We start from the raw sequence: 19698 nt of genomic DNA, 5'->3' as shown, positions 1-19698 counted from the left end.
TATTCAAAGTTGAATTATCAAGTTTTGAATAATTACGATTCCAATAATTCAGTTTTCGATAATTGTAAAGTCTGCTTCAAGTTTTTCAGGCTTTTGCCGGATTTTTTTTAATTTAATCTTTTTGTATTACTTTTGCAATCCTGCCATAACGGCAACTTGGCAGCTGATTTTATGGATACACAGGCAATTATCGACAAATATTACAAAGCGGGGACAAAGCTCTACGATATCTATATGTCGCATGTGACGGATGTGACAAACAAGTCCCTTTCCATCGTGCAGAAACATCCGGAGTTGGCAATAGATGTCCGGTTTATTGAAGAGGCGGGAATGCTTCATGATATCGGGATCTTCATGACAAAAGCACCCCATATCGCTTGTGAAGGTACTTACCCTTATATTTGCCATGGCTATCTGGGTTGTGAGTTGCTTACGCAGGAAGGCTACCCGAAGCATGGCTTGGTGTGCGAGAGGCATACCGGCACCGGATTGAGTCTGGAGACTATTCTCAACCGGAAACTGCCTCTCCCCCATAGAGATATGCGTCCAAAGAGCTTGGAGGAGAAAATTATTTGCTTCGCTGATAAGTTTTTCTCCAAATCACAGTTGGGAAAAGAAAAACCGATAAAAAAGATCAGGCAAAGCCTTGCCAACCACGGGTCACACCAGGTGGAAGTGTTCGATGAATGGTGTGAACTCTTCCTTTAAGGGCCGATCTGCATCCTTTTTTTTATTTTTGGCAAACTATTTGCAGTGATAGAAGTGGAAAAGTGCCTAAGTGGATAGGTGCCTAAGTCTCTAAGTGCCTCAGTGAATAGGTGATTAGGGGTTACAAGAACGAAATCAAACAAAATAACAAATATGTCAAATAACAATCAATTCAATATGGATCCCGAAGAGATCAACGAAAAGGAATTCAACGGACGGGAAGAAGCTGTGAACGGCGAAGATGGGGACAAAATGGCAGATGATACCGCAAAGGCGGATACGACCGAAGATAGGATGGAACAATCTGAAACGGTTAAAGATGACCTTCGTCAAAAATATGACGAGCTGAATGACAGCTATCTCCGTCTGCATGCCGAATTCGATAATTTTCGGAAACGCACGTTAAAAGAGAAGTCCGATCTGATAAAAAATGGTGGAGAACGTGTCTTGCTGGATATTGTTGCACTGGTGGACGATTTTGAACGTGCTCTTGGATCATTGCATAAGACAGAAGACAGGGAAGCCATGTTGGAAGGGATGGATCTGATTTATTCGAAATTTACCGCTTTTTTGAAGCAGCACGGCGTAACCGAGATTGAAACCGTTGGTCAGCCGTTTAATGCCGACAGTTTTGAGGCGGTCACCACCGTCCCGGTTCAGGAAGCTTCGCAGAAAGGGATGATAGTGGATTGTATCCAGAAAGGATATCGCCTGAATGACAAGATTATCCGATTTCCAAAAGTAATTGTAGGAGAATAAGATGGCAGCAAAAAGGGATTTTTATGAAGTGCTGGGGGTAACGAAGACAGCTACTGCCGACGAGATAAAGAAAGCCTACCGTAAGAAAGCCATTCAGTACCACCCTGATAAGAACCCGGGGAATAAGGAAGCGGAAGAGAAGTTTAAAGAAGCGGCCGAGGCGTATGAGGTGCTGAGCGATGAGCAGAAACGGGCAAGGTACGACCAGTTCGGTCATGCCGGTGTAGGAGGAGCTGCATCGGGCGGTTTCGGTGGAGGTATGTCGATGGACGATATTTTCTCTCAGTTTGGTGATATCTTCGGTGGTCATTTCGGCGGTTTCGGCGGTTTTGGCGGCTTCGGCGGTTCGCAGCGGGGGAGAAGGGTCAACAGGGGATCCGATCTTCGTGTAAAGGTGAAACTGAGCCTGAAAGAAATACTCAACGGGGTGGAGAAAAAGATTAAGGTGAAGAAATATGTCTCCTGTTCCCATTGTAATGGGAACGGATCCGAAAATGGGAATTCAACCTCTACCTGTAGCACCTGTAAGGGTTCGGGCGTGGTGACACGGGTAACCAATACCATTCTCGGTCAAATGCAGACTTCTTCTACTTGCCCCACCTGTAACGGGGAAGGGACCACTATCACAAAAAAATGCTCTTATTGTAACGGTGAAGGTATTGTACGAGATGAAGAGGTACTCTCCATCAGGATACCCGCCGGTGTGGCAGAAGGGATGCAGCTTTCCATGTCGGGGAAGGGCAATGCTGCCCGTCGGGGGGGGATGAACGGCGACCTTTTGATCGTCGTGGAAGAAGAACAGGATCCCAATCTGATCCGTGATGAGAACGATGTGATATATAACCTGTTTCTCAGTTTCCCTATGGCTGCACTTGGCGGGACAGTAGAAGTGCCCACTATCGACGGAGTCGCGAAAGTGAAAATAGAACCGGGGACGCAGCCGGGAAAAGTATTGCGTTTGCGCAACAAGGGACTTCCCTCTGTAAATGGATTCGGGAAAGGCGATGAATTGGTCAATGTGAATGTGTATGTTCCCGAAAACCTCAGCGACAAGGAGCGGAAATGGCTTCAGGCAATGGACGAGTCGGAGAACTTTATCCCTTCTCAAACGGAAAGGAGAAAAGTATTCGATAAATTCAAAAAAATGTTCGATTAATACTATCTTTATAAAATTATTATGGGATCTTAACGATAGGTGTCGATGGCCAACCCGGATTGCAGACATATCATGCATGAGATTACTCCTTTATCGGATAAGGATTGCTTTTATATTGCCGACCGGCGGAAATCGGAATTCACCTACCCGTTGCATTCCCATAGTGAGTTCGAAATTAATTATATTGAAAATGCCGAAGGAGTAAGGCGTATTGTGGGTGATTCGGTTGAAGTTATCGGCAAATACGACCTTACGCTTATTGCGGGCGAGGAATTGGAACATGTATGGGAACAACATCAATGTACATCCAAACAGATCCGGGAAATAACCATTCAATTCTCCAAAGATCTTTTCTTCGGTAATTTAATTCATAAAAACCAGTTCGACAGCATCCGTAAGATGCTCAGTAACGCACAGAAAGGAATCAACTTTCCGATGGAGACCATTATGAAAGTTTACCCCATGATTGACACCCTTTCTGCCGAAAAATCAGGATTCCATGCCGTGATAAAACTGCTGACTATTCTTTATGAACTTTCCTTATGCGACAATTACCGCACCCTGGCCAGCACTTCATTCGCCCATATAGATGAGAATTCCGATAGCCGGCGCGTACGAAAAATACATGAATATATCAATAACCATTATAAAGAAGAGATACGGCTTGAAGACCTTGCAGGAATCATAGGGATGACGCCTGTGGCATTGAGCCGTTTTTTTAAACTGAGATCAGGAAAAACAGTTTCCGACTACATTATCGATATCCGTTTGGGATATGCATCCAGGCTTTTGGTGGATACTACCAACTCCATTGCGGAAATCTGTTACGAGTGCGGATTTAATAACCTGTCTAATTTTAACCGCATTTTTAAAAAAAGAAAAGATTGTTCTCCCAAGGAATTCCGTGAAAATTTTAGAAAAACCAAAGTGATTGTTTAGTTAAATAGACATTCCTTCGATGGTTACGGTAACTTCCATAATCATTAGAATATGATTTTAATTATAATTATTCATTATTATTGAGAGCATATTGTATTATTTTGGATTAAAATAATACCATTTTGGGATATATATCCCTTCTTATTTATCTTGTTTATAGTCAATATGAGTCAAATTTTTTCTAAATAATTCCGACTATCTACCTGTTTGTGCGCTTTGTATACAGTCGTGGTGTCGTGATTAAAATAGTATTGTTATAGGATAAGATAATACTTGTGCATCTGCCGCAGTAGCTATATTTTTGTAATCGATAAGTAACTTTTATTAACTTATAATTTGTCTCGTGTGGAGTGTGCATATAAACCTGAAGCCCCACACACTGTAATGAAAAAGAAATAATCGTATGAAAAACGTGATGATGTTATTTCTGGCTCTTGGTATGAGCCTATCGTTAATGGCACAACAACGCAGCGTAACCGGTACCGTGACGGACAGTCAGGACAACTCTGCGATGATTGGTGTGAATATTATGGAGAAAGGAACCTTGAACGGTACCGTTACCGATATCGACGGGAATTTTTCCTTGAATGTAACTACAGAAAATCCGGTATTTGTATTTTCAAGTATTGGGTATAAGACAGTCGAAGTCAGTGTCGGTAATCAGACTCGTTTGTCCGTCGTCATGAACGAGGATGCCGAGATGCTCGATGAACTGGTCGTGGTGGGATACGGAACCATGCGCAAAAGTGACTTGACCGGAGCCTTGTCTTCATTGAAAGCCGATGAATTGACCAAATTGTCCGCGGTTGACGTTACCCAGGCCATTCAGGGACGTGCACCGGGTGTAAGTGTAATCAACAACTCGGGAGAACCTGGCGCCGGTACGAAGATACGTATCCGTGGTACCGGTAGTGTGAATAATTCCGATCCTCTATTCGTGGTGGATGGATTCCCGGTGAATGATATCAGCCATATTGCGCCGCATGACATCGAATCGATGGAGATACTCAAAGACGCTTCCGCCGTGGCTATTTTCGGTTCGCGAGGGGCAAACGGTGTGATTCTGGTGAAAACGAAAGGGGGAGCATTTGAACAGAAAACGAAGGTGAACGTGAATATTTTTGGGGGAACCACTGAAACTGTCAAACGGTTGGATATGTTGAATGCAGCCGAATATGCAGAGCTGAAACTGGAAGCCTACAAAAATGCCAACCAAACGCCGTCACTGCAGATGCAGTCCATTTTAGATTATGCTATCGCCAATAAAAGTGTAGGCACCAATTGGCAAGATGAGATCATGCGTACCGGAAATACACAGAATTATAATATCAATGTATCGGGCGGTTCGGAGCGGAATAAATATGATATCGGTACCACTTATTCAAAGGAGGAGGGGATTATCAAAAATACCTATCTCGATAAATTCATGTTCCATCTCCATAACGAATATAAATTGTTCGAAAATGTAAATATAGGAATCAATGCTTCTTATACTACTTATGAGAAATCGGGTAACGATGGCGATTTCTATTCAGGATCCCTTACCCAGTCACTGAAAGCAGATCCGATTTCCGCGGCATGGGATTCATATACGAACCAGTTTGGTGAAATCTATTTCTCTTATGGAAGAAATCCGGCACAATCGGCTTATGAAAACAAATTCCGGAAGAATTCCGAAGACCGTTACATCGCCAATGCCTTCCTGCAGATCAACGATATATTCGTCAAAGGGTTGTCTTTCAGAGCACAATATGGGCAGCACTTCGCTTTCGGCAAATCCCGCAACTATTATCCTAAATATTATATTACTGCCGATCAGCAAAGGGATAGGAGCAGCCTCACCGAAAACAGAAGCGAGAATGTCTATTGGAACACCAATAATTATTTCAGTTATGTGAATACTTTTGGTAAACATAGTATTAATGCAACATTGGGTATGGAAGCCCAAAAGTCGAAATCCAGCAATCTCTTTGCCAAGGTATATGACGTGCCGGAAGATGCTGATCTGCGGTATATCGGTATGTCGTCCAACAAGGAGAATCTGGAAGCATCGGGTGGTGCCGGACATAACACATTGTTGTCCGGATTCTTCAGGTTGAATTATACTTTCGACGGAAAATACCTCTTCACAGGGACGTATCGTGCAGACGGAAGCTCGAAGTTCATGAAAAGATGGGGATACTTTCCTTCTTTCTCCCTGGGATGGAATATCATGGAAGAGGATTTTATGGAAGACCTGAAACATAATTCTCCACTTTCACAACTGAAACTGCGTGCCGGTTGGGGACATGTGGGTAACCAGGCCAGCGCCGGGGATTTTGACTACCTGTCGCTGATGAATACCGGCTATACGGCTGTATTTGGCGGCTCCCAGGTGGATGGAGCCATCCAGCGAAAACTGGCGAATGAAGAATTATCGTGGGAGACTGCGGAATCATATAACGTGGGACTCGATTATGGTTTGTTTAATGGCGGATTATCCGGAAATATAGATTATTTTATCCGCAATACCAACGATATGATCCTCGATACCCCCATACCGATTTATGCCGGAATGTCAAGACCAAAGACCAACGCCGGCTCCGTGCGCAACAGCGGATTGGAATTCCATCTGAATTACGATACCATGATTGGAAAAGAGTTTTCTTTGACTGCGGGTTTCAATATCTCGTTCATCAAGAATAAGGTGATATCTTTGGGTGGTGGCGAACCGCTCTATGGACAGTACAGTAAGACCGAAGAAGGAAGAGAAATCGCTTCTTTTTTCGGTTTGCAGACTGCCGGGATTTTTAAGACCACAGAGCAATTGAGTGGTCATGTCAATAGTCAAGGAAAGGTAATACAACCCAATGCCGAACTGGGAGATGTTATTTTCGTCGACCAGAACGATGATGGAGTCATTAATGACGAGGACCGGGTACATTTGGGCACACCCCATCCCGATTTCACTTATGGATTTACTTTGGCAGCAGCCTATAAGGGATTCGATCTGAATGCTTTTTTTCAGGGTTCGCAAGGTAATAAGATAGCCAATTATATGTATTCCGTAATGTACAGTACGAACATGCGCGAGTGGAGCAATTCGAAGGCGATGATGAACCGGTGGACACCGGAAAATGCCGACTCCGACCTTCCCCGTGTGCATACAGGGGATCCTAATCAAAACGACCGTTTCTCTGATCGATATGTAAAAGATGGCTCATATTTACGATTGAAAACCATTCAATTGGGTTATACATTACCGGGTCATATTTCACAAAAAGCATTCTTGAATAGGGCTCGTATTTATGTGTCGGCCGATAATCTGCTTACTTTTACGAAATATTCAGGATTCAATCCCGAAATGGGCGACCTGTGGGGTAATCCGCTGAATGCAGGTGTGGATATGGCAAGCTATCCAACGCCACGAATATTTACCGTAGGGTTGAATCTTACTTTTTAATCATTTGTTAAATATTACATAAAAATGAAGAAGATATTTTCCTTATTCTTATTAACCGGTTTGCTGCTGACTTCCTGTAGTGATTTTCTCGATCTTACACCACAGGGACAGGAAAACAGCGGTAACTATATGAATACCGAAGAGAATGCGATCAAGGTCATCAACGGTATTTACGACATTCTTTCGCAAACTGAAGGGCGCGGTCCCGACGGAGACTGGATGGATCACCATTATGATTTCATGTTGGCAAGTATTGCTACCGATGATGCGGTAAAGGGAAGTAATCTACCCGATATGCCGCAACTTATCGATTTGGAGGATTATAGGCTCCAGCAGGGGAGTTCCCTTGCTACCGCTTTCTGGATCCATGGTTTTTGGGGAGTATCGCGCAGCAATTATGCTATCAAGAATTTACCCGATGCGACTATTCCTGAAAATTTAAAAAACCGACTATTGGGAGAAAGCTATTTCCTGAGGGCATACCATTATATCTATCTGCTACGCCACTTTGGAGGAGTACCCTTATTCTCCGCTCCGTTGAATCCGTCCGATTTCGGGAAGACAGTCCGGGCAACGCTCCATGAGACTTTCGAATTTATCAATGCCGATTTGCGGCAGGCGATTGAGTTGTTGCCGGAAAGAAGTACCTATCCTGCCGCTGACATGGGACGTGCCACGAAAGGGGCTGCACGGGCATTCCTTGCTAAATCGTTGATGTACCAGATTGGTGTCGACGCCGAATGTGAACATACCTGGAACGATATATATAATCTTACCTTGGCGATCATCAATTCCGGTGAGTACAGTTTGGTACCCAATTTCGCTTTATTATTCGAGTATGAGAACAAAAACAGCTCCGAATCGATCTTCGAGATACAGGCGGCAGACGGAACAGCAAGCGATGCTCCTGCATCGGTAGGAAATGCCTATCCGTTGTTCCAGGGAAATCGGGAGTCGAATACGGGAGCCAATACAGGTTGGGGATTCCATAACCCCACACAGAATCTGGTAGATGCATTCAACCCTTCGGATCCCCGTCTTTCGAGTACAGTATATGGTATTGGGTTCAATAATGAAATTTTATACGGCGTACAAATGAAATTTAACCGCACAGAGCAGGGTAGCAATTACCTGAACCGGAAAGCGGCACTACCCTTTAAACCGTCGTTGGATAAGGCTGCCAATAAAAATATCCTGATCATGCGTTATGCCGATGTGTTGCTGATCCATGCAGAGGCTGCCTATCATACCGGAAAGGAAGTCGAAGCCCGCCAATATCTGAATATGGTCAGGGAAAGGGCTCGTAACAGTTCCTATTGCAAAGGATACGTAAGTGGTAGTCCCGACGGATATACAATGCCTGTAACTACACCCGACGTACCCAATGTAAATGTGTCCGGAACGGCGTTATTGGATGCCATCTTGCATGAACGCCGTCTGGAACTGGCGATGGAATCAAACCGTATCTGGGATTTGGTACGTACTGGAAAACTGGTCGATACGGTCTCCAAAGCGAAAGATACCGATTTGATCGGTAATGAAGGACGTACCGATGTGGAGGTACGGCATGAAGGTATTGCCAACCGGATCAGGAATCATGCATTCACCGGCAAAGACAATACTGTCATCCCTGTTTTGCCGATACCACTTGATGAGGTCCAGAACTGGGGTCTTGAGCAGAACCCGAACTATTAATCATAAACAATGAAAGATATGCAAATGAAAAACTATATAAAATTGCTCTATGGTATCGTACTGGTCTCTTTGTTGGCCGGTTGTACCGAAGACGAGTTTTCGAAAAACTATGATATCAACCTGCCGGTATCGGAAATTGTCGATTTTAATCCGAAAACCGAACGGGTAGGAAATGAAATTACCCTGTACGGTGAGAATATGCAATTCGTCACCTCCGTGTTTATCGGAAATGCGTCTGCGACCATCGTCAACCAGGATAAGGAAATCCTTGTGATCCGGGTGCCCCGTATGGCTGAAGTGGCCAATATTACGGTGGCGAACAAGTATAAAAGGGAGAATATCTCCAAAGAGGTTTTTACCCCTCAATACCTGGATGTGGTTATCAATCAGTGGCCCGTGGAAATAGAGCGGGGAAAGACGGTGACGATTACTGGGGAGAATATGGATATGATTCAATCCCTGAAATTTGAAAGTGTGACACTTTCTAAAGCTGCGGCATCGGAAACCTCTGCCACTTATGCCACTGCCGGATTGACATTGCCTGAAAGCGGAAGCCTGATTGCCGTTACCAAGACAGGGCAAACGTTGACCTCTCCGGTGATCAGTGTGGTAGAACCGAAGACCACTTATACCCCACAACAAACCATTCTTCTTTGGGACTTTGAGACTGCCCCGGCTACCGCTGACGGATGGGGAGGTACTCCTTATACAGGAGGTGTGGTTGATAACGGTTTCTTCGGAAAAGCATTCCAGATAAAATCGGATGCAGGAAACGGATGGGATGGTTGTTATATCAAACTGACGAATAACAACAGTGGAAACGGATTCAATTTAACAACATTCACTAGTCCGCATATTACTTTCCTGGTCAATACAAATGGAAAGAGCGGGTATATGAATCCTGCTATCACCATCGGTGGGTCAGAATCCGATAAACATTTCACCGGACAGGGAGGAGAATATACCGATAACTACAAGATCACCACCAATGGCTGGGAATGGAGATCTTATGACCTGGAAGCAATGGGTTGGTCGAATATCAAAGGCCAGGTGGACAAGATAGACCTCTGGTTCAGGGGTGGCAATGTAGGATCTTCAGAGCCGTTCGAGATCATGATCGACCAAGTAATGATTACCGACGGTCCATTGAACCCTACCCTTATCTGGGATGCTGAAGCACCTGCAGGAGGAGATTTGCCTGTTACTTTCAATGGCGGAACCGGTCTGACGGGTTACCATCAGGGAGAGAAATACGTAACTTATAATTATACGGTAGGTAGTGACGCTTGGGCATGGTTAGGGAATATCATGAGCCTGGATGTGGAAGGTCTCGACCCGGGCAAATATGGCAACGCGATTTACCTGAACTTTCTGGTAAATACCGGCGATACCGAAGGGTATGCCGGATTCCAGATCCTACAAGGCGACAATAAGCTGGCTAATCAGAAGCTTGACTCATCTTACGGTGATAATTATAAATTCGCACCTACCAACAGCAAATGGGAATGGCGTTCGATGCTCTTCGATATCACTGCCTGGGATGTATGGGGCGGATCAGCGGCGAGCTTCAACCTTTCGCAACCGTTCAACTTCAGTGTGTACGCCAGAGGTGGAAATATCGCGAGCGGTGTCAACGCGAAACTGAATATGGATTATTTTATCTTTACTTCGGTTCCGCTGGATGCGACGAAAGAGTAATATTTTACCAATAGAAGGTGGTGTTTCCCGAAAAAAGGCACCGCCCTCTTCTAATTTTTTTGAATGAAACGAGTAGTACAACTCTGTTTATTTGTCCTTGCGGCTTACGCCTGTACCGGTTATCAGCCGGATCAACAACTGGAAATGGTGGATAGGAATGCGACGAAAGAAACCAGGGCGCTTTATGCAAATATGGTAGAAATGCAAGGCAGAAGCGTGATGTTCGGCCATCAGGACGATACATCCTACGGTATTGGTTGGATGGATGATAGCGGGCAGTCGGATGTGAGAAAAGTAACCGGTGACTATCCCGCCGTATATGGTTGGGATATGGGACATATCGAGACTGGCAGCGAACTGAATATCGACAGGGTTCCGTTCTCTCAAATGCGGGAGCAGATCATCCAATCGTTCGAAAGAGGAGGAGTGAACACGTTGGGGTGGCACCTGCAGAACCCCTTTACCGGTGGGTCGGCATGGGACGTCTCGTCCGAGGGAGTGGTACGCTCCATTCTTCCGGGTGGAGAGAAACATGGGCTCTTCATGCAATGGCTCGACAACCTGGCCGGTTTTATCGGTTCACTGAGAACGGAAGAAGGTACAGCCGTCCCCGTACTTTTCCGCCCTTACCACGAGCACACGGGCAGTTGGTTCTGGTGGGGTGAAACATTGTGCACGAAAGAAGATTATATTGCTTTGTGGCACTTTACCGTGGACTATCTGCGTGATACGAAACAATTACATAATATCCTTTATGTCTATTCACCCGATTTCGTGGTGGATGAGCAGGCTTATTTCGACCGTTACCCAGGTGATGCGTATGTAGATATACTGGGCCTGGATTTCTACCATCGTGATGGTGAGGCCAAAACGCAGGAATATATTGCCAATGTACAGAGAATATTGGCGATGCTGCATGATTCACCGCAACGGAACGGTAAGCCTTATATCTTCAGTGAGACGGGGGCTGAGGGAATCCCAATTGCCGATTGGTTCAATCGGGTATTGTACAAGGCGATCGAGCCGAATAAGCCGGTTTACGTGTTGGTATGGCGCAACGCCTTCGATATCCCGGGACATTTTTATGCCCCTTATCCCGGACATCCTTCGGAAAACGATTTCATTCAATTCAAAAACAGAATGGACATCCTTTTCGAAACGGAATTGCCGGATATGTACCAACATTAATAAACAGCTATGATCAATTATTGTACAATGAAAAAACTTTTTTTGGTGACTGCCCTGCTTGCGACCTTCTCCCTGCAGGCGCAGAATCCCGTTATCCCGGGCTATTTCGCCGATCCGAGCATCCGTTATATGGATGGCAAGTATTATCTCTCCATCACATCCGACGGCTATGAGGAACATAATGGAGAGCCGTTCATCTGGGTTTCGGATGACCTGGTCAATTGGGATATCGAATACCTCCATATCAACGACCGCTTCTTTTGGGCGCCGAGCATGGTAAAGGGTGCCAACGGAAAATATTATATGGTGCACCAGCAGGGGGTGGATTACCTTGCCTATATGATGGAGGCCGACTCTCCGCTGGGACCGTGGAAGGAAACATTCCAGATAAGGGATTTCGATGTGGAACTCTTTCAGGACCCGGAAAGCAAAAAAATCATGGGGATCGGTTCATGGAAAAACCTACTGGTGTTCGACAACGATGTGAATTCGCCTACCTATATGCGTAAGATGATGAGTACCGATCCCATCGAAGGGGAACTGACCGATTTTACCGAAGGACCCTATATCTTTTATAAGGACGAGAAGTATTACATGATGTGGGCGGGTGGACATTGCTGGCTCGAGACCTACAACGTTCGGTACGCCATAGCTGACGAACCGGGCAAAATATATCGGGAACTGGCCCAAAAACCGATATTGGAAACAGACCCTTCCAAGGAAATCTTCGGACCGGGACATACATCTGCCATCGAAGTGAACGGGCGCTGGTTTATGTTTTATCATCGGCAAAATCAACACAACTATCCTTCCTGTAATAGTCGTTTTTCCTGCGTGGCCGAACTGTTCTTCGACAATGAAGGTGCAATCACAAGGGTAGAACCCTTGGACGATCTCAGCTCATTGGGACTCGATCAATCGGAATTCAAAAATATTGCACTGAATAAAACCGTCATCACCAACTCGTTGACAACCGACTTTCCACCGACGATGGCAGTGGATGGGCGCAATGATTCCCGTTGGGAGGCAGAACTGGGAGAAGACAAATGGATCACAATAGATCTGGGCAAACGGGAAAAAATCAGCAAAATACAGGTCGATTTCGAGTACTTCGACAAGTATTACCTCTATAAGATAGAGTATTCGGACGACAATGATGAATGGTCGACTTACGCTGATTACACCAAACAAGCCAAAAAGGCTTACCAGACAAGGATCTCGGAAAAAGAGGCGACAGCCCGCTATATCCGGGTGAATGTAAAAAGGGCAGAAGCCAAGTCGGCCCATATTTCCATCTGGGAGATTAAGGTGCTGGCAAAGAAATAAAAACTTAATATAGGACAACATGAAGAAGATCTTTTTAGTATTGATGCCTGCGCTCTTGCTTGTGGCAGGAGGATGCGATAATAAAGAGCCGGAAGTGGAAGCCCCGGAAAGGGCGCCCAAGTTCCTTTACTCCACACCGAAAGATAAAGCCGAAAATGTATTGTCTGGCGCGGAAGTCTGTATGGTATACAATACCGGAATAAAGATTGCCGATAACAGCGGGATTACCGTAAACGGCCAGCAAGCGGAGGTGACGGTAACGGAACGCAAACTGATATTCAGCATCGACATAGAAAAAAATTTCAAAACCTACCAGATTTCTGTTGCCGAAGGAGCTGTTACCAATTTGTCGGGTGTAGGTGCACCGGCAGCTGCTTTTTCATTTTCGACTCCTTCCAACAATAAACGATATGAGGCGGAAGAGGCAACCCTCAGCGGGGGTGCTGAAAAAGCGAGCAATTTTGCCGGTTTTTCCGGGAGTGGGTACGTTGACATGAAAAATGGAGATATATTATTCAAGGTGGTGATGTCCGAAGCTGGAAAATACAGAATAAATATCGGTTATGCAGCGAAGGAAGGATCCAAAGAAAACAACCTTGAAGTGAACGGGAAACAGATATCCAAGATTCATTTTGGCGGAAGTGAAGAATGGCAAACAGTATCTGTCAATAAAATAAACCTCAATGCAGGAGAAAATACGATTGCGATTCGTAAAGACTGGGGATGGATTTTCGTAGACTATATTGAAATTATCGAAGCCTCAGAGGATACCCCATTCAACATTACTGAAAAACTTGTTACGGATAATCCATCCGACGAGGTAGTGAAGCTTTATGGTTTCCTGAAAGATAATTTTGGACAAAAAGTAATCTCCGGTGCGATGGCCAATTATAGTACGGGCATCGAAGAAGCCCAATGGATGTTCGATAATACGGGTAAATGGCCGGCGTTGGCAGGCTTCGACCTGATCAATTACACCACTACCGGAGGGCTGGGTAGTTATACCCAGATGGCTGTCAACGTGCAAAACTGGTGGGAGAACAACGGAATCGTTTCCATCATGTGGCACTGGAGGGATCCATTGAAACAGTCCAATGAATTCTATACTGAAAAGACATCGTTCGACATATCCAAAATCAGTGACAGCAATTCTGACGAATATAAGGCCATGGTAGAGGATATCGATGCGGTAGCTCTTTATTTGAGACAGTTTAAGGATGCCAATATTCCCATCCTGTGGCGTCCGCTGCATGAAGCCTCCGGCGGATGGTTCTGGTGGGGTGCGAAAGGTGCAGCGCCATGTAAAGTATTATGGAAATTAATGTTCAGCAGGCTCACGGAGCATCATGGGTTGAATAACCTGATCTGGGTATGGACCAGCGATGCAGCAGATAATGCACTTGACTGGTACCCGGGAGATGAATACGTGGATATCATCGGTATGGATATCTATCCCGGAGAAAAGCAACACGGTTCGCAATATGTGAACTTCGACAAGGTGAAAGAGATATACACCGGGAAAAAGATACTGGCACTCAGTGAATGTGGTTCCATTCCTATGGTAGATGCTATGTTCGAGAATGGTGATATCTGGTCGTGGTTTATGCCATGGAACGGTGATTATACCCGCTCGGACAACCACAACGGAGCCTCCTATCTGTCGGGGTTGTTGGGCGACGAAAGAGTGATTACCCGGGATCAGATGCCTGATCTGAAGTAATAATGGGGAAGTTGTAAATAAGAAGTTAGAAATAAGAAATGGACGATCTTTATACAAAACGTTGGGCGGTGATAGCGGCTGCTTACGAGAAACTGGTTATATTGAAAAACGAACCGTTACAGGATAGCAACGGTTGGTTCGAGCGATATAAGAATCCGGCACTCACGGCGGCCCATACCCCTCCCCTTTGGCGGTATGACCTGGATCCGGAGACAAACCCTTTCCTGATGGAACGTATCGGGATGAACGGGGTGATGAATGCCGGTGCCATCAAATGGAATGGGAAGTACCTGCTTATGGCTCGTGTGGAAGGCGTCGACCGGAAATCATTTTTTGCCATCGCCGAAAGTCCCAACGGCATTGATAATTTCCGTTTTTGGGACTATCCTGTATTAATTCCCGAGAATGATGATCCTGCCACCAATGTATATGATATGAGGCTGACACATCACGAGGATGGATGGATTTACGGGTTATTCTGCGTGGAGCGGTTCGATGATACGGCCGAGCCGGGCGACCTGTCGAAAGCGAAAGCAGCGGCAGGGGTGGTGCGTACGAAAGATATGGTGAATTGGGAACGGTTGCCCGATGTGGAGTCGAAAAGCCAGCAGCGCAATGTGGTGCTTCATCCCGAATTTGTGGACGGGAAATATGCATTGTACACCCGTCCCCAGGATGGCTTTATCAATGCCGGCAGCGGATTGGGTATCGGATGGGCGTTGGTGGACGATATGACAAAAGCCGTGATTACCGAAGAAAAAATTGTAGACCGGCGCTTTTATCATACGATTAAAGAGTTGAAGAACGGGGAAGGGCCGGCACCCATTAAAACACCGAAAGGATGGCTTCATCTGGCACATGGCGTAAGGGCATGTGCCGCGGGTCTGAGATATGTATTATATTTGTATATGACTTCGTTGGAAGACCCTTCGCTATTGATTGCTTCTCCGGGTGGCTATTTCATGGCACCCGAGGGTGAAGAGCGTGTGGGGGACGTGTCGAATGTCCTGTTCAGTAATGGGTGGATTGCCGATAGCGACGGGACGGTATTTATCTATTATGCTTCGTGCGATACGCGGATGCACGTAGCCACATCCACCGTGGACCGGCTGGTTGATTATTGCCTCCGGACGCCCGAAGATGGCTTGTTCTCCTTTGCGTCGGTACAGACGTTGCATAAACAAATCGACAAAAACCTGCGGTTTTTAAATAAATCGAAATAAGAGAAATGATAACACTCAAAGAGAAGATAGGATACGGATTTGGCGATGCGGCATCGTCGATGTTCTGGAAATTATTCGGGATGTACCTCCTGTTTTTCTATACCGATGTGTTCGGGATGGAAGCCGCGGCAGTGGGGACGATGTTCCTGATCACACGCGTATGGGATTCGTTTTTCGATCCGGTGGTCGGGGTGATAGCGGACCGCACCGAGACACGGTGGGGTAAATTCAGGCCCTACCTGCTGTTTTTGGCCATTCCGTTCGCGGTGATCGGGGTGTTTACCTTTTTCACGCCGGCCTTCTCTTCTGCCGATAAGGTGATCTATGCCTATGTCACCTATTCGCTGATGATGATTGTTTACTCTGGAATTAATGTGCCTTATGCTTCCCTGCTGGGCGTGATGAGCCCCGATCCGAAGGACAGGAATGTGCTCTCTACCTTCCGTATGGCCTTTGCCTACATCGGTAGTTTTGTGACGTTGCTCCTGTTCATGCCGATGGTCAATCATTTCAGCGGTCACAGCAAAGAGGTGGAAGCCCAGCAGCACGGATGGTTCATGGCGGTGATAGTGGTCGCCATTGCCTGTGCCATCCTGTTCCTGCTCTGCTTTGCATTTACGAAGGAGCGGGTGAAGCCCATCCGGGAGAAACAGGCCCCATTGAAAGACGACCTGAGGGATCTTCTCCGGAACAGGCCGTGGTGGATACTGCTGGGAGCCGGGATTTCAGCCCTTATCTTCAATTCCATCCGCGACGGTGCGACCATCTATTACTTCAAGTATTATGTGGAAGAGGATATATTCGGTGCGGTGAAACTCTTGAATATCCCCTTTGTCCTTAGCGGATTGTACCTTGCACTGGGACAGGCCGCCAACCTGCTTGGCGTTATCCTTGCCGCGCCGGTGAGCAACCGGATAGGTAAACGCTACACCTATATGGGGGCGATGGCAATCGCTACGGCACTCAGTATCATTTTCTACGGACTGGGCAGCCATAGCCTCGCTTTGATATTTACCCTTCAGGCTTTGATCAGTATCTGTGCAGGAAGTATTTTTCCGTTGTTATGGTCGATGTACGCCGATTGCGCCGATTACTCGGAATATAAAACAGGCAACCGCGCTACCGGGCTGATTTTCAGTTCGTCTTCAATGAGCCAGAAACTGGGATGGGCCATCGGTACGGCCTTGACGGGCTGGCTGCTGGCTTACTTCGGATTTGAAGCCAATCAGCTGCAAAATACAGAAACCATCAACGGGATCAAGTTGTTCATGAGTATTTTTCCGGCTGTGGGCGCTCTCCTCTCGGTGATATTCATCTACTTTTATCCTTTGACCGAAAAGGGGGTGAAAACCATTACGAATGAGCTGGAAAAGAGGAGGCATCCACTATGAACGGTTTTAAAAGAGAACTGACAGAAAATATATTGCCGTTCTGGATTGACAAGATGCAGGATGATGAGCAAGGTGGTTTCTACGGACAGATAGATGGTTGTGATCAGTTACATCCCGAAGCGAACAAAGGAGCTATCCTCAATGCCCGCATACTATGGACCTTCTCTACAGCCTACCGGCTATTGAAAGATGCACAGTATCTGTCGATTGCGCAAAGGGCATTCGATTATATTATCGATCATTTCATCGACAAGGAATATGGCGGCGCTTATTGGGAACTGGATTATAAGGGAAACCCGGTGAACAGGAAAAAGCAAACCTATGTGCAGGGATTTATGCTGTATGGCTTTTCCGAGTTTTACCGGGCGACGGGCAATCCGCAGGCATTGGAACTGGCGAAAGATTTTTTCCGGCTGATCGAAAAATGTCATGACGACAGGTTGGGAGGGTATCTTGAGGCATATACCCGGGATTGGCAATCCATAGAAGATATGCGCCTGAGTGAGAAGGATGCGAATGAAAAAAAGACGATGAATACCCATCTGCATGTGTTGGAACCTTATTCCAACCTGCTCAGGATATGGAAGGGCAAAGAGCTGGTCGCTGCCCAGCGGCGGTTGATAGACATCTTCGCGATCAAAATTCTCGACCGGAAAACAAATCACCTGGACCTGTTCTTCGACGAGGAGTGGAATGCCAGGTACAAGGCTATTTCCTACGGGCATGACATAGAGGCTTCCTGGCTGTTATTCGAAGCTGCGGAGGTGTTGGGTGACAAGGAGCTATTGGACAGGATCAAAGGAATTTCCCTGAAAATTGCGGATGCGGCATCGGAAGGATTGGAGATCGACGGAAGCATGGCATACGAACGGGTGGGAGACCATACTGATGGAGAGCGACATTGGTGGGTACAGGCAGAAGCCGTGGTCGGGTATATGTACGCATATGAGAATTCGGGAGATGTCCGTTACAAGGAGAAAGCCGCCCGCGTGTGGGAATATATCCGCACCCACATCGTCGATAAAGAGGGAGGAGAATGGTATTGGAGTCGTCTTCCCGATGGGAGTATCAACCGGAGAGACGATAAGGCGGGGTTTTGGAAATGCCCTTACCACAATGGGCGCATGTGCATGGAAATGATGGAGCGGTTTGGTATGGAATCATGCTGATAAATGGACAATATAAGATATCTTTGTAATGAATAAAATTGGATTGGACGATGAAAGCTAAAATAAATGGTTTGATTTTAGTATTGTCGGTTGCTCTCCCGGCTTTGGCACAGGAAACCGCTAAACCGCCGGGTGTTGTGGTCAATCATATTGGGAAGGAAACAGGACGTTACATCGGTTCGCCGAGCTTGTGCGTCCTCCCCAACGGCACTTATATCGCTACGCACGATGAGTTCGGCCCCCGCTCTTCGGAGTTCCGCTCTGCACAGACGCTCGTCTTTCAATCGAAAGACAAAGGAATGACATGGGAAAAGATAACTCAAATTGACGGACAGTTCTGGTCTAATCTCTTCTTTCATCGCGGTAGTTTATATTTGATCGGGACAAACAAACATCATGGGAACCTGATCATCCGCAAGTCGGATGATGATGGATATACATGGACAATACCCTACCTGAAATCCAATGGCTTGATTCTGGAAGGTGAATACCATACCGCCCCAATGCCTATAGTTTACCAGAATGGCCGTATCTGGAGAGCGGTTGAATATGCCACGGCACCCACATCCGAATGGGGAAAGCGATATAGTGCCATGGTCGTCTCGGCACCGGTCGACGCCGATCTTTTGGATGCTGAAAGTTGGCAGAAAACCAATTATCTTTCTTTTAACTCTGACTATTTGAACGGAAATTTCAGAGCCTGGCTGGAAGGAAATGCAGTGGTAGACCCTGATGGCAATGTAGTGGATATATTGCGTGTGGATATTCCCGCGGGAATTGAGGAGCAGGCAGCCGTAGTAAGGATCTCTCAGGATGGCAAGATCGCTTCCTTTGACCCGGACAGGGATTTTATTCAGCTTCCGGGTGGAAGTAAAAAATTCACCATCCGTTATGACGAAAGATCGAAAAGATATTGGATGTTGACTAACTATATTTCTCCTGAATATAAAGAGAGGCATCCGGCCGGAGTAAGGAATAAACAAGCGTTGTGCAGTTCTTCTGATTTGAGGGAATGGATGGTTCATCAGGTAGTTCTTGATCATCCCGATGTGGAGAAACATGGATTTCAATATGTCGATTGGTTGTTCGAGGGGGATGATATCATCTTTCTTTCCCGAACGGCATACGATGATGACTCCGAAGGGGCAAATAATAATCACGATGCTAATTTTCTGACTTTTCATCGTATAGTTAATTTTAGGAATCTGCTGAAAAAGTGACCTTTTTAGACCTGTATTCTCATCCATAAAGGCAGATATACACTTAAATAATATTAAATTATAG

14 protein-coding genes are annotated in these 19698 nt (G+C 46.0%); all 14 read left to right on the top strand.

What is annotated here, in order from left to right; all coding sequences use genetic code 11:
• The first annotated feature begins 171 nt into the window (after window positions 1–171).
• The 14 genes from ABV001_RS16860 to ABV001_RS16795 all read left to right on the top strand — a co-directional run bounded on the left by ABV001_RS16860 (window position 172) and on the right by ABV001_RS16795 (window position 19634).
• Entirely contained in the window at window positions 172–708 is a 537-nt protein-coding gene (locus ABV001_RS16860) for an HD domain-containing protein (protein ID WP_352423879.1), read from the top strand.
• Between the two features lie 153 nt (window positions 709–861).
• Entirely contained in the window at window positions 862–1467 is a 606-nt protein-coding gene (locus tag ABV001_RS16855) for a nucleotide exchange factor GrpE (protein WP_352423878.1), read from the top strand.
• A 1-nt stretch (window position 1468) separates the two neighbouring features.
• Window positions 1469–2623 carry a molecular chaperone DnaJ gene (gene dnaJ / locus ABV001_RS16850; protein ID WP_352423877.1) on the top strand — a complete coding sequence of 385 codons (1155 nt, stop codon included), beginning with the start codon at window positions 1469–1471 and terminating at the stop codon, window positions 2621–2623.
• Between the two features lie 45 nt (window positions 2624–2668).
• A complete protein-coding gene (locus ABV001_RS16845) occupies window positions 2669–3562 on the top strand; it encodes an AraC family transcriptional regulator (protein ID WP_352423876.1) in 894 nt (297 codons plus the stop codon).
• Between the two features lie 403 nt (window positions 3563–3965).
• A complete protein-coding gene (locus ABV001_RS16840) occupies window positions 3966–7004 on the top strand; it encodes a SusC/RagA family TonB-linked outer membrane protein (RefSeq protein WP_352423875.1) in 3039 nt (1012 codons plus the stop codon).
• Window positions 7005–7028: 24 nt separating this feature from the next.
• On the top strand, window positions 7029–8699 hold the full coding sequence (locus ABV001_RS16835) for a RagB/SusD family nutrient uptake outer membrane protein (protein ID WP_352423874.1): 1671 nt from the start codon (window positions 7029–7031) through the stop codon (window positions 8697–8699).
• Window positions 8700–8723: 24 nt separating this feature from the next.
• Complete coding sequence (locus tag ABV001_RS16830; protein ID WP_352423873.1) at window positions 8724–10397, top strand: hypothetical protein; 1674 nt, start codon at window positions 8724–8726, stop codon at window positions 10395–10397.
• A 63-nt stretch (window positions 10398–10460) separates the two neighbouring features.
• A complete protein-coding gene (locus tag ABV001_RS16825; protein ID WP_294082223.1) occupies window positions 10461–11585 on the top strand; it encodes a glycoside hydrolase family 26 protein in 1125 nt (374 codons plus the stop codon).
• A gap of 27 nt (window positions 11586–11612) precedes the next feature.
• A complete protein-coding gene (locus ABV001_RS16820; protein WP_352423872.1) occupies window positions 11613–12911 on the top strand; it encodes a family 43 glycosylhydrolase in 1299 nt (432 codons plus the stop codon).
• A gap of 19 nt (window positions 12912–12930) precedes the next feature.
• Complete coding sequence (locus ABV001_RS16815) at window positions 12931–14631, top strand: glycosyl hydrolase (protein WP_352423871.1); 1701 nt, start codon at window positions 12931–12933, stop codon at window positions 14629–14631.
• 38 nt (window positions 14632–14669) lie between these two features.
• The gene (locus ABV001_RS16810; RefSeq protein ID WP_294082230.1) at window positions 14670–15854 is read left to right on the top strand and encodes a glycoside hydrolase family 130 protein; all 1185 of its coding nucleotides are present in this window, start codon (window positions 14670–14672) and stop codon (window positions 15852–15854) included.
• Between the two features lie 5 nt (window positions 15855–15859).
• Window positions 15860–17245, top strand: a complete 1386-nt coding sequence (locus ABV001_RS16805) for an MFS transporter (protein WP_294082232.1) — start codon at window positions 15860–15862, stop codon at window positions 17243–17245.
• Complete coding sequence (locus ABV001_RS16800; RefSeq protein WP_352423870.1) at window positions 17242–18414, top strand: AGE family epimerase/isomerase; 1173 nt, start codon at window positions 17242–17244, stop codon at window positions 18412–18414. Before ABV001_RS16805 ends, ABV001_RS16800 begins: the two co-directional genes overlap by 4 nt.
• Before the next feature lie 50 nt (window positions 18415–18464).
• The gene (locus ABV001_RS16795; RefSeq protein ID WP_352423869.1) at window positions 18465–19634 is read left to right on the top strand and encodes a sialidase family protein; all 1170 of its coding nucleotides are present in this window, start codon (window positions 18465–18467) and stop codon (window positions 19632–19634) included.
• The last annotated feature ends 64 nt before the right edge of the window (window positions 19635–19698 follow it).

The organism is Proteiniphilum sp., from assembly GCF_040307845.1.
In the GTDB taxonomy this organism is placed as follows: Bacteria; Bacteroidota; Bacteroidia; order Bacteroidales; family Dysgonomonadaceae; genus Proteiniphilum.
Note: the sequence above shows the minus strand (reverse complement) of the source record. Positions and strands in the feature narration are given on the sequence as shown.

Coding starts and splice junctions, on each gene's coding strand:
- ABV001_RS16860 (WP_352423879.1), top strand. CDS start 172: ATGGATACACAGGCAATTATCGACAAATATTACAAAGCGGGGACAAAG.
- ABV001_RS16855 (WP_352423878.1), top strand. CDS start 862: ATGTCAAATAACAATCAATTCAATATGGATCCCGAAGAGATCAACGAA.
- dnaJ (WP_352423877.1), top strand. CDS start 1,469: ATGGCAGCAAAAAGGGATTTTTATGAAGTGCTGGGGGTAACGAAGACA.
- ABV001_RS16845 (WP_352423876.1), top strand. CDS start 2,669: ATGGCCAACCCGGATTGCAGACATATCATGCATGAGATTACTCCTTTA.
- ABV001_RS16840 (WP_352423875.1), top strand. CDS start 3,966: ATGAAAAACGTGATGATGTTATTTCTGGCTCTTGGTATGAGCCTATCG.
- ABV001_RS16835 (WP_352423874.1), top strand. CDS start 7,029: ATGAAGAAGATATTTTCCTTATTCTTATTAACCGGTTTGCTGCTGACT.
- ABV001_RS16830 (WP_352423873.1), top strand. CDS start 8,724: ATGAAAAACTATATAAAATTGCTCTATGGTATCGTACTGGTCTCTTTG.
- ABV001_RS16825 (WP_294082223.1), top strand. CDS start 10,461: ATGAAACGAGTAGTACAACTCTGTTTATTTGTCCTTGCGGCTTACGCC.
- ABV001_RS16820 (WP_352423872.1), top strand. CDS start 11,613: ATGAAAAAACTTTTTTTGGTGACTGCCCTGCTTGCGACCTTCTCCCTG.
- ABV001_RS16815 (WP_352423871.1), top strand. CDS start 12,931: ATGAAGAAGATCTTTTTAGTATTGATGCCTGCGCTCTTGCTTGTGGCA.
- ABV001_RS16810 (WP_294082230.1), top strand. CDS start 14,670: ATGGACGATCTTTATACAAAACGTTGGGCGGTGATAGCGGCTGCTTAC.
- ABV001_RS16805 (WP_294082232.1), top strand. CDS start 15,860: ATGATAACACTCAAAGAGAAGATAGGATACGGATTTGGCGATGCGGCA.
- ABV001_RS16800 (WP_352423870.1), top strand. CDS start 17,242: ATGAACGGTTTTAAAAGAGAACTGACAGAAAATATATTGCCGTTCTGG.
- ABV001_RS16795 (WP_352423869.1), top strand. CDS start 18,465: ATGAAAGCTAAAATAAATGGTTTGATTTTAGTATTGTCGGTTGCTCTC.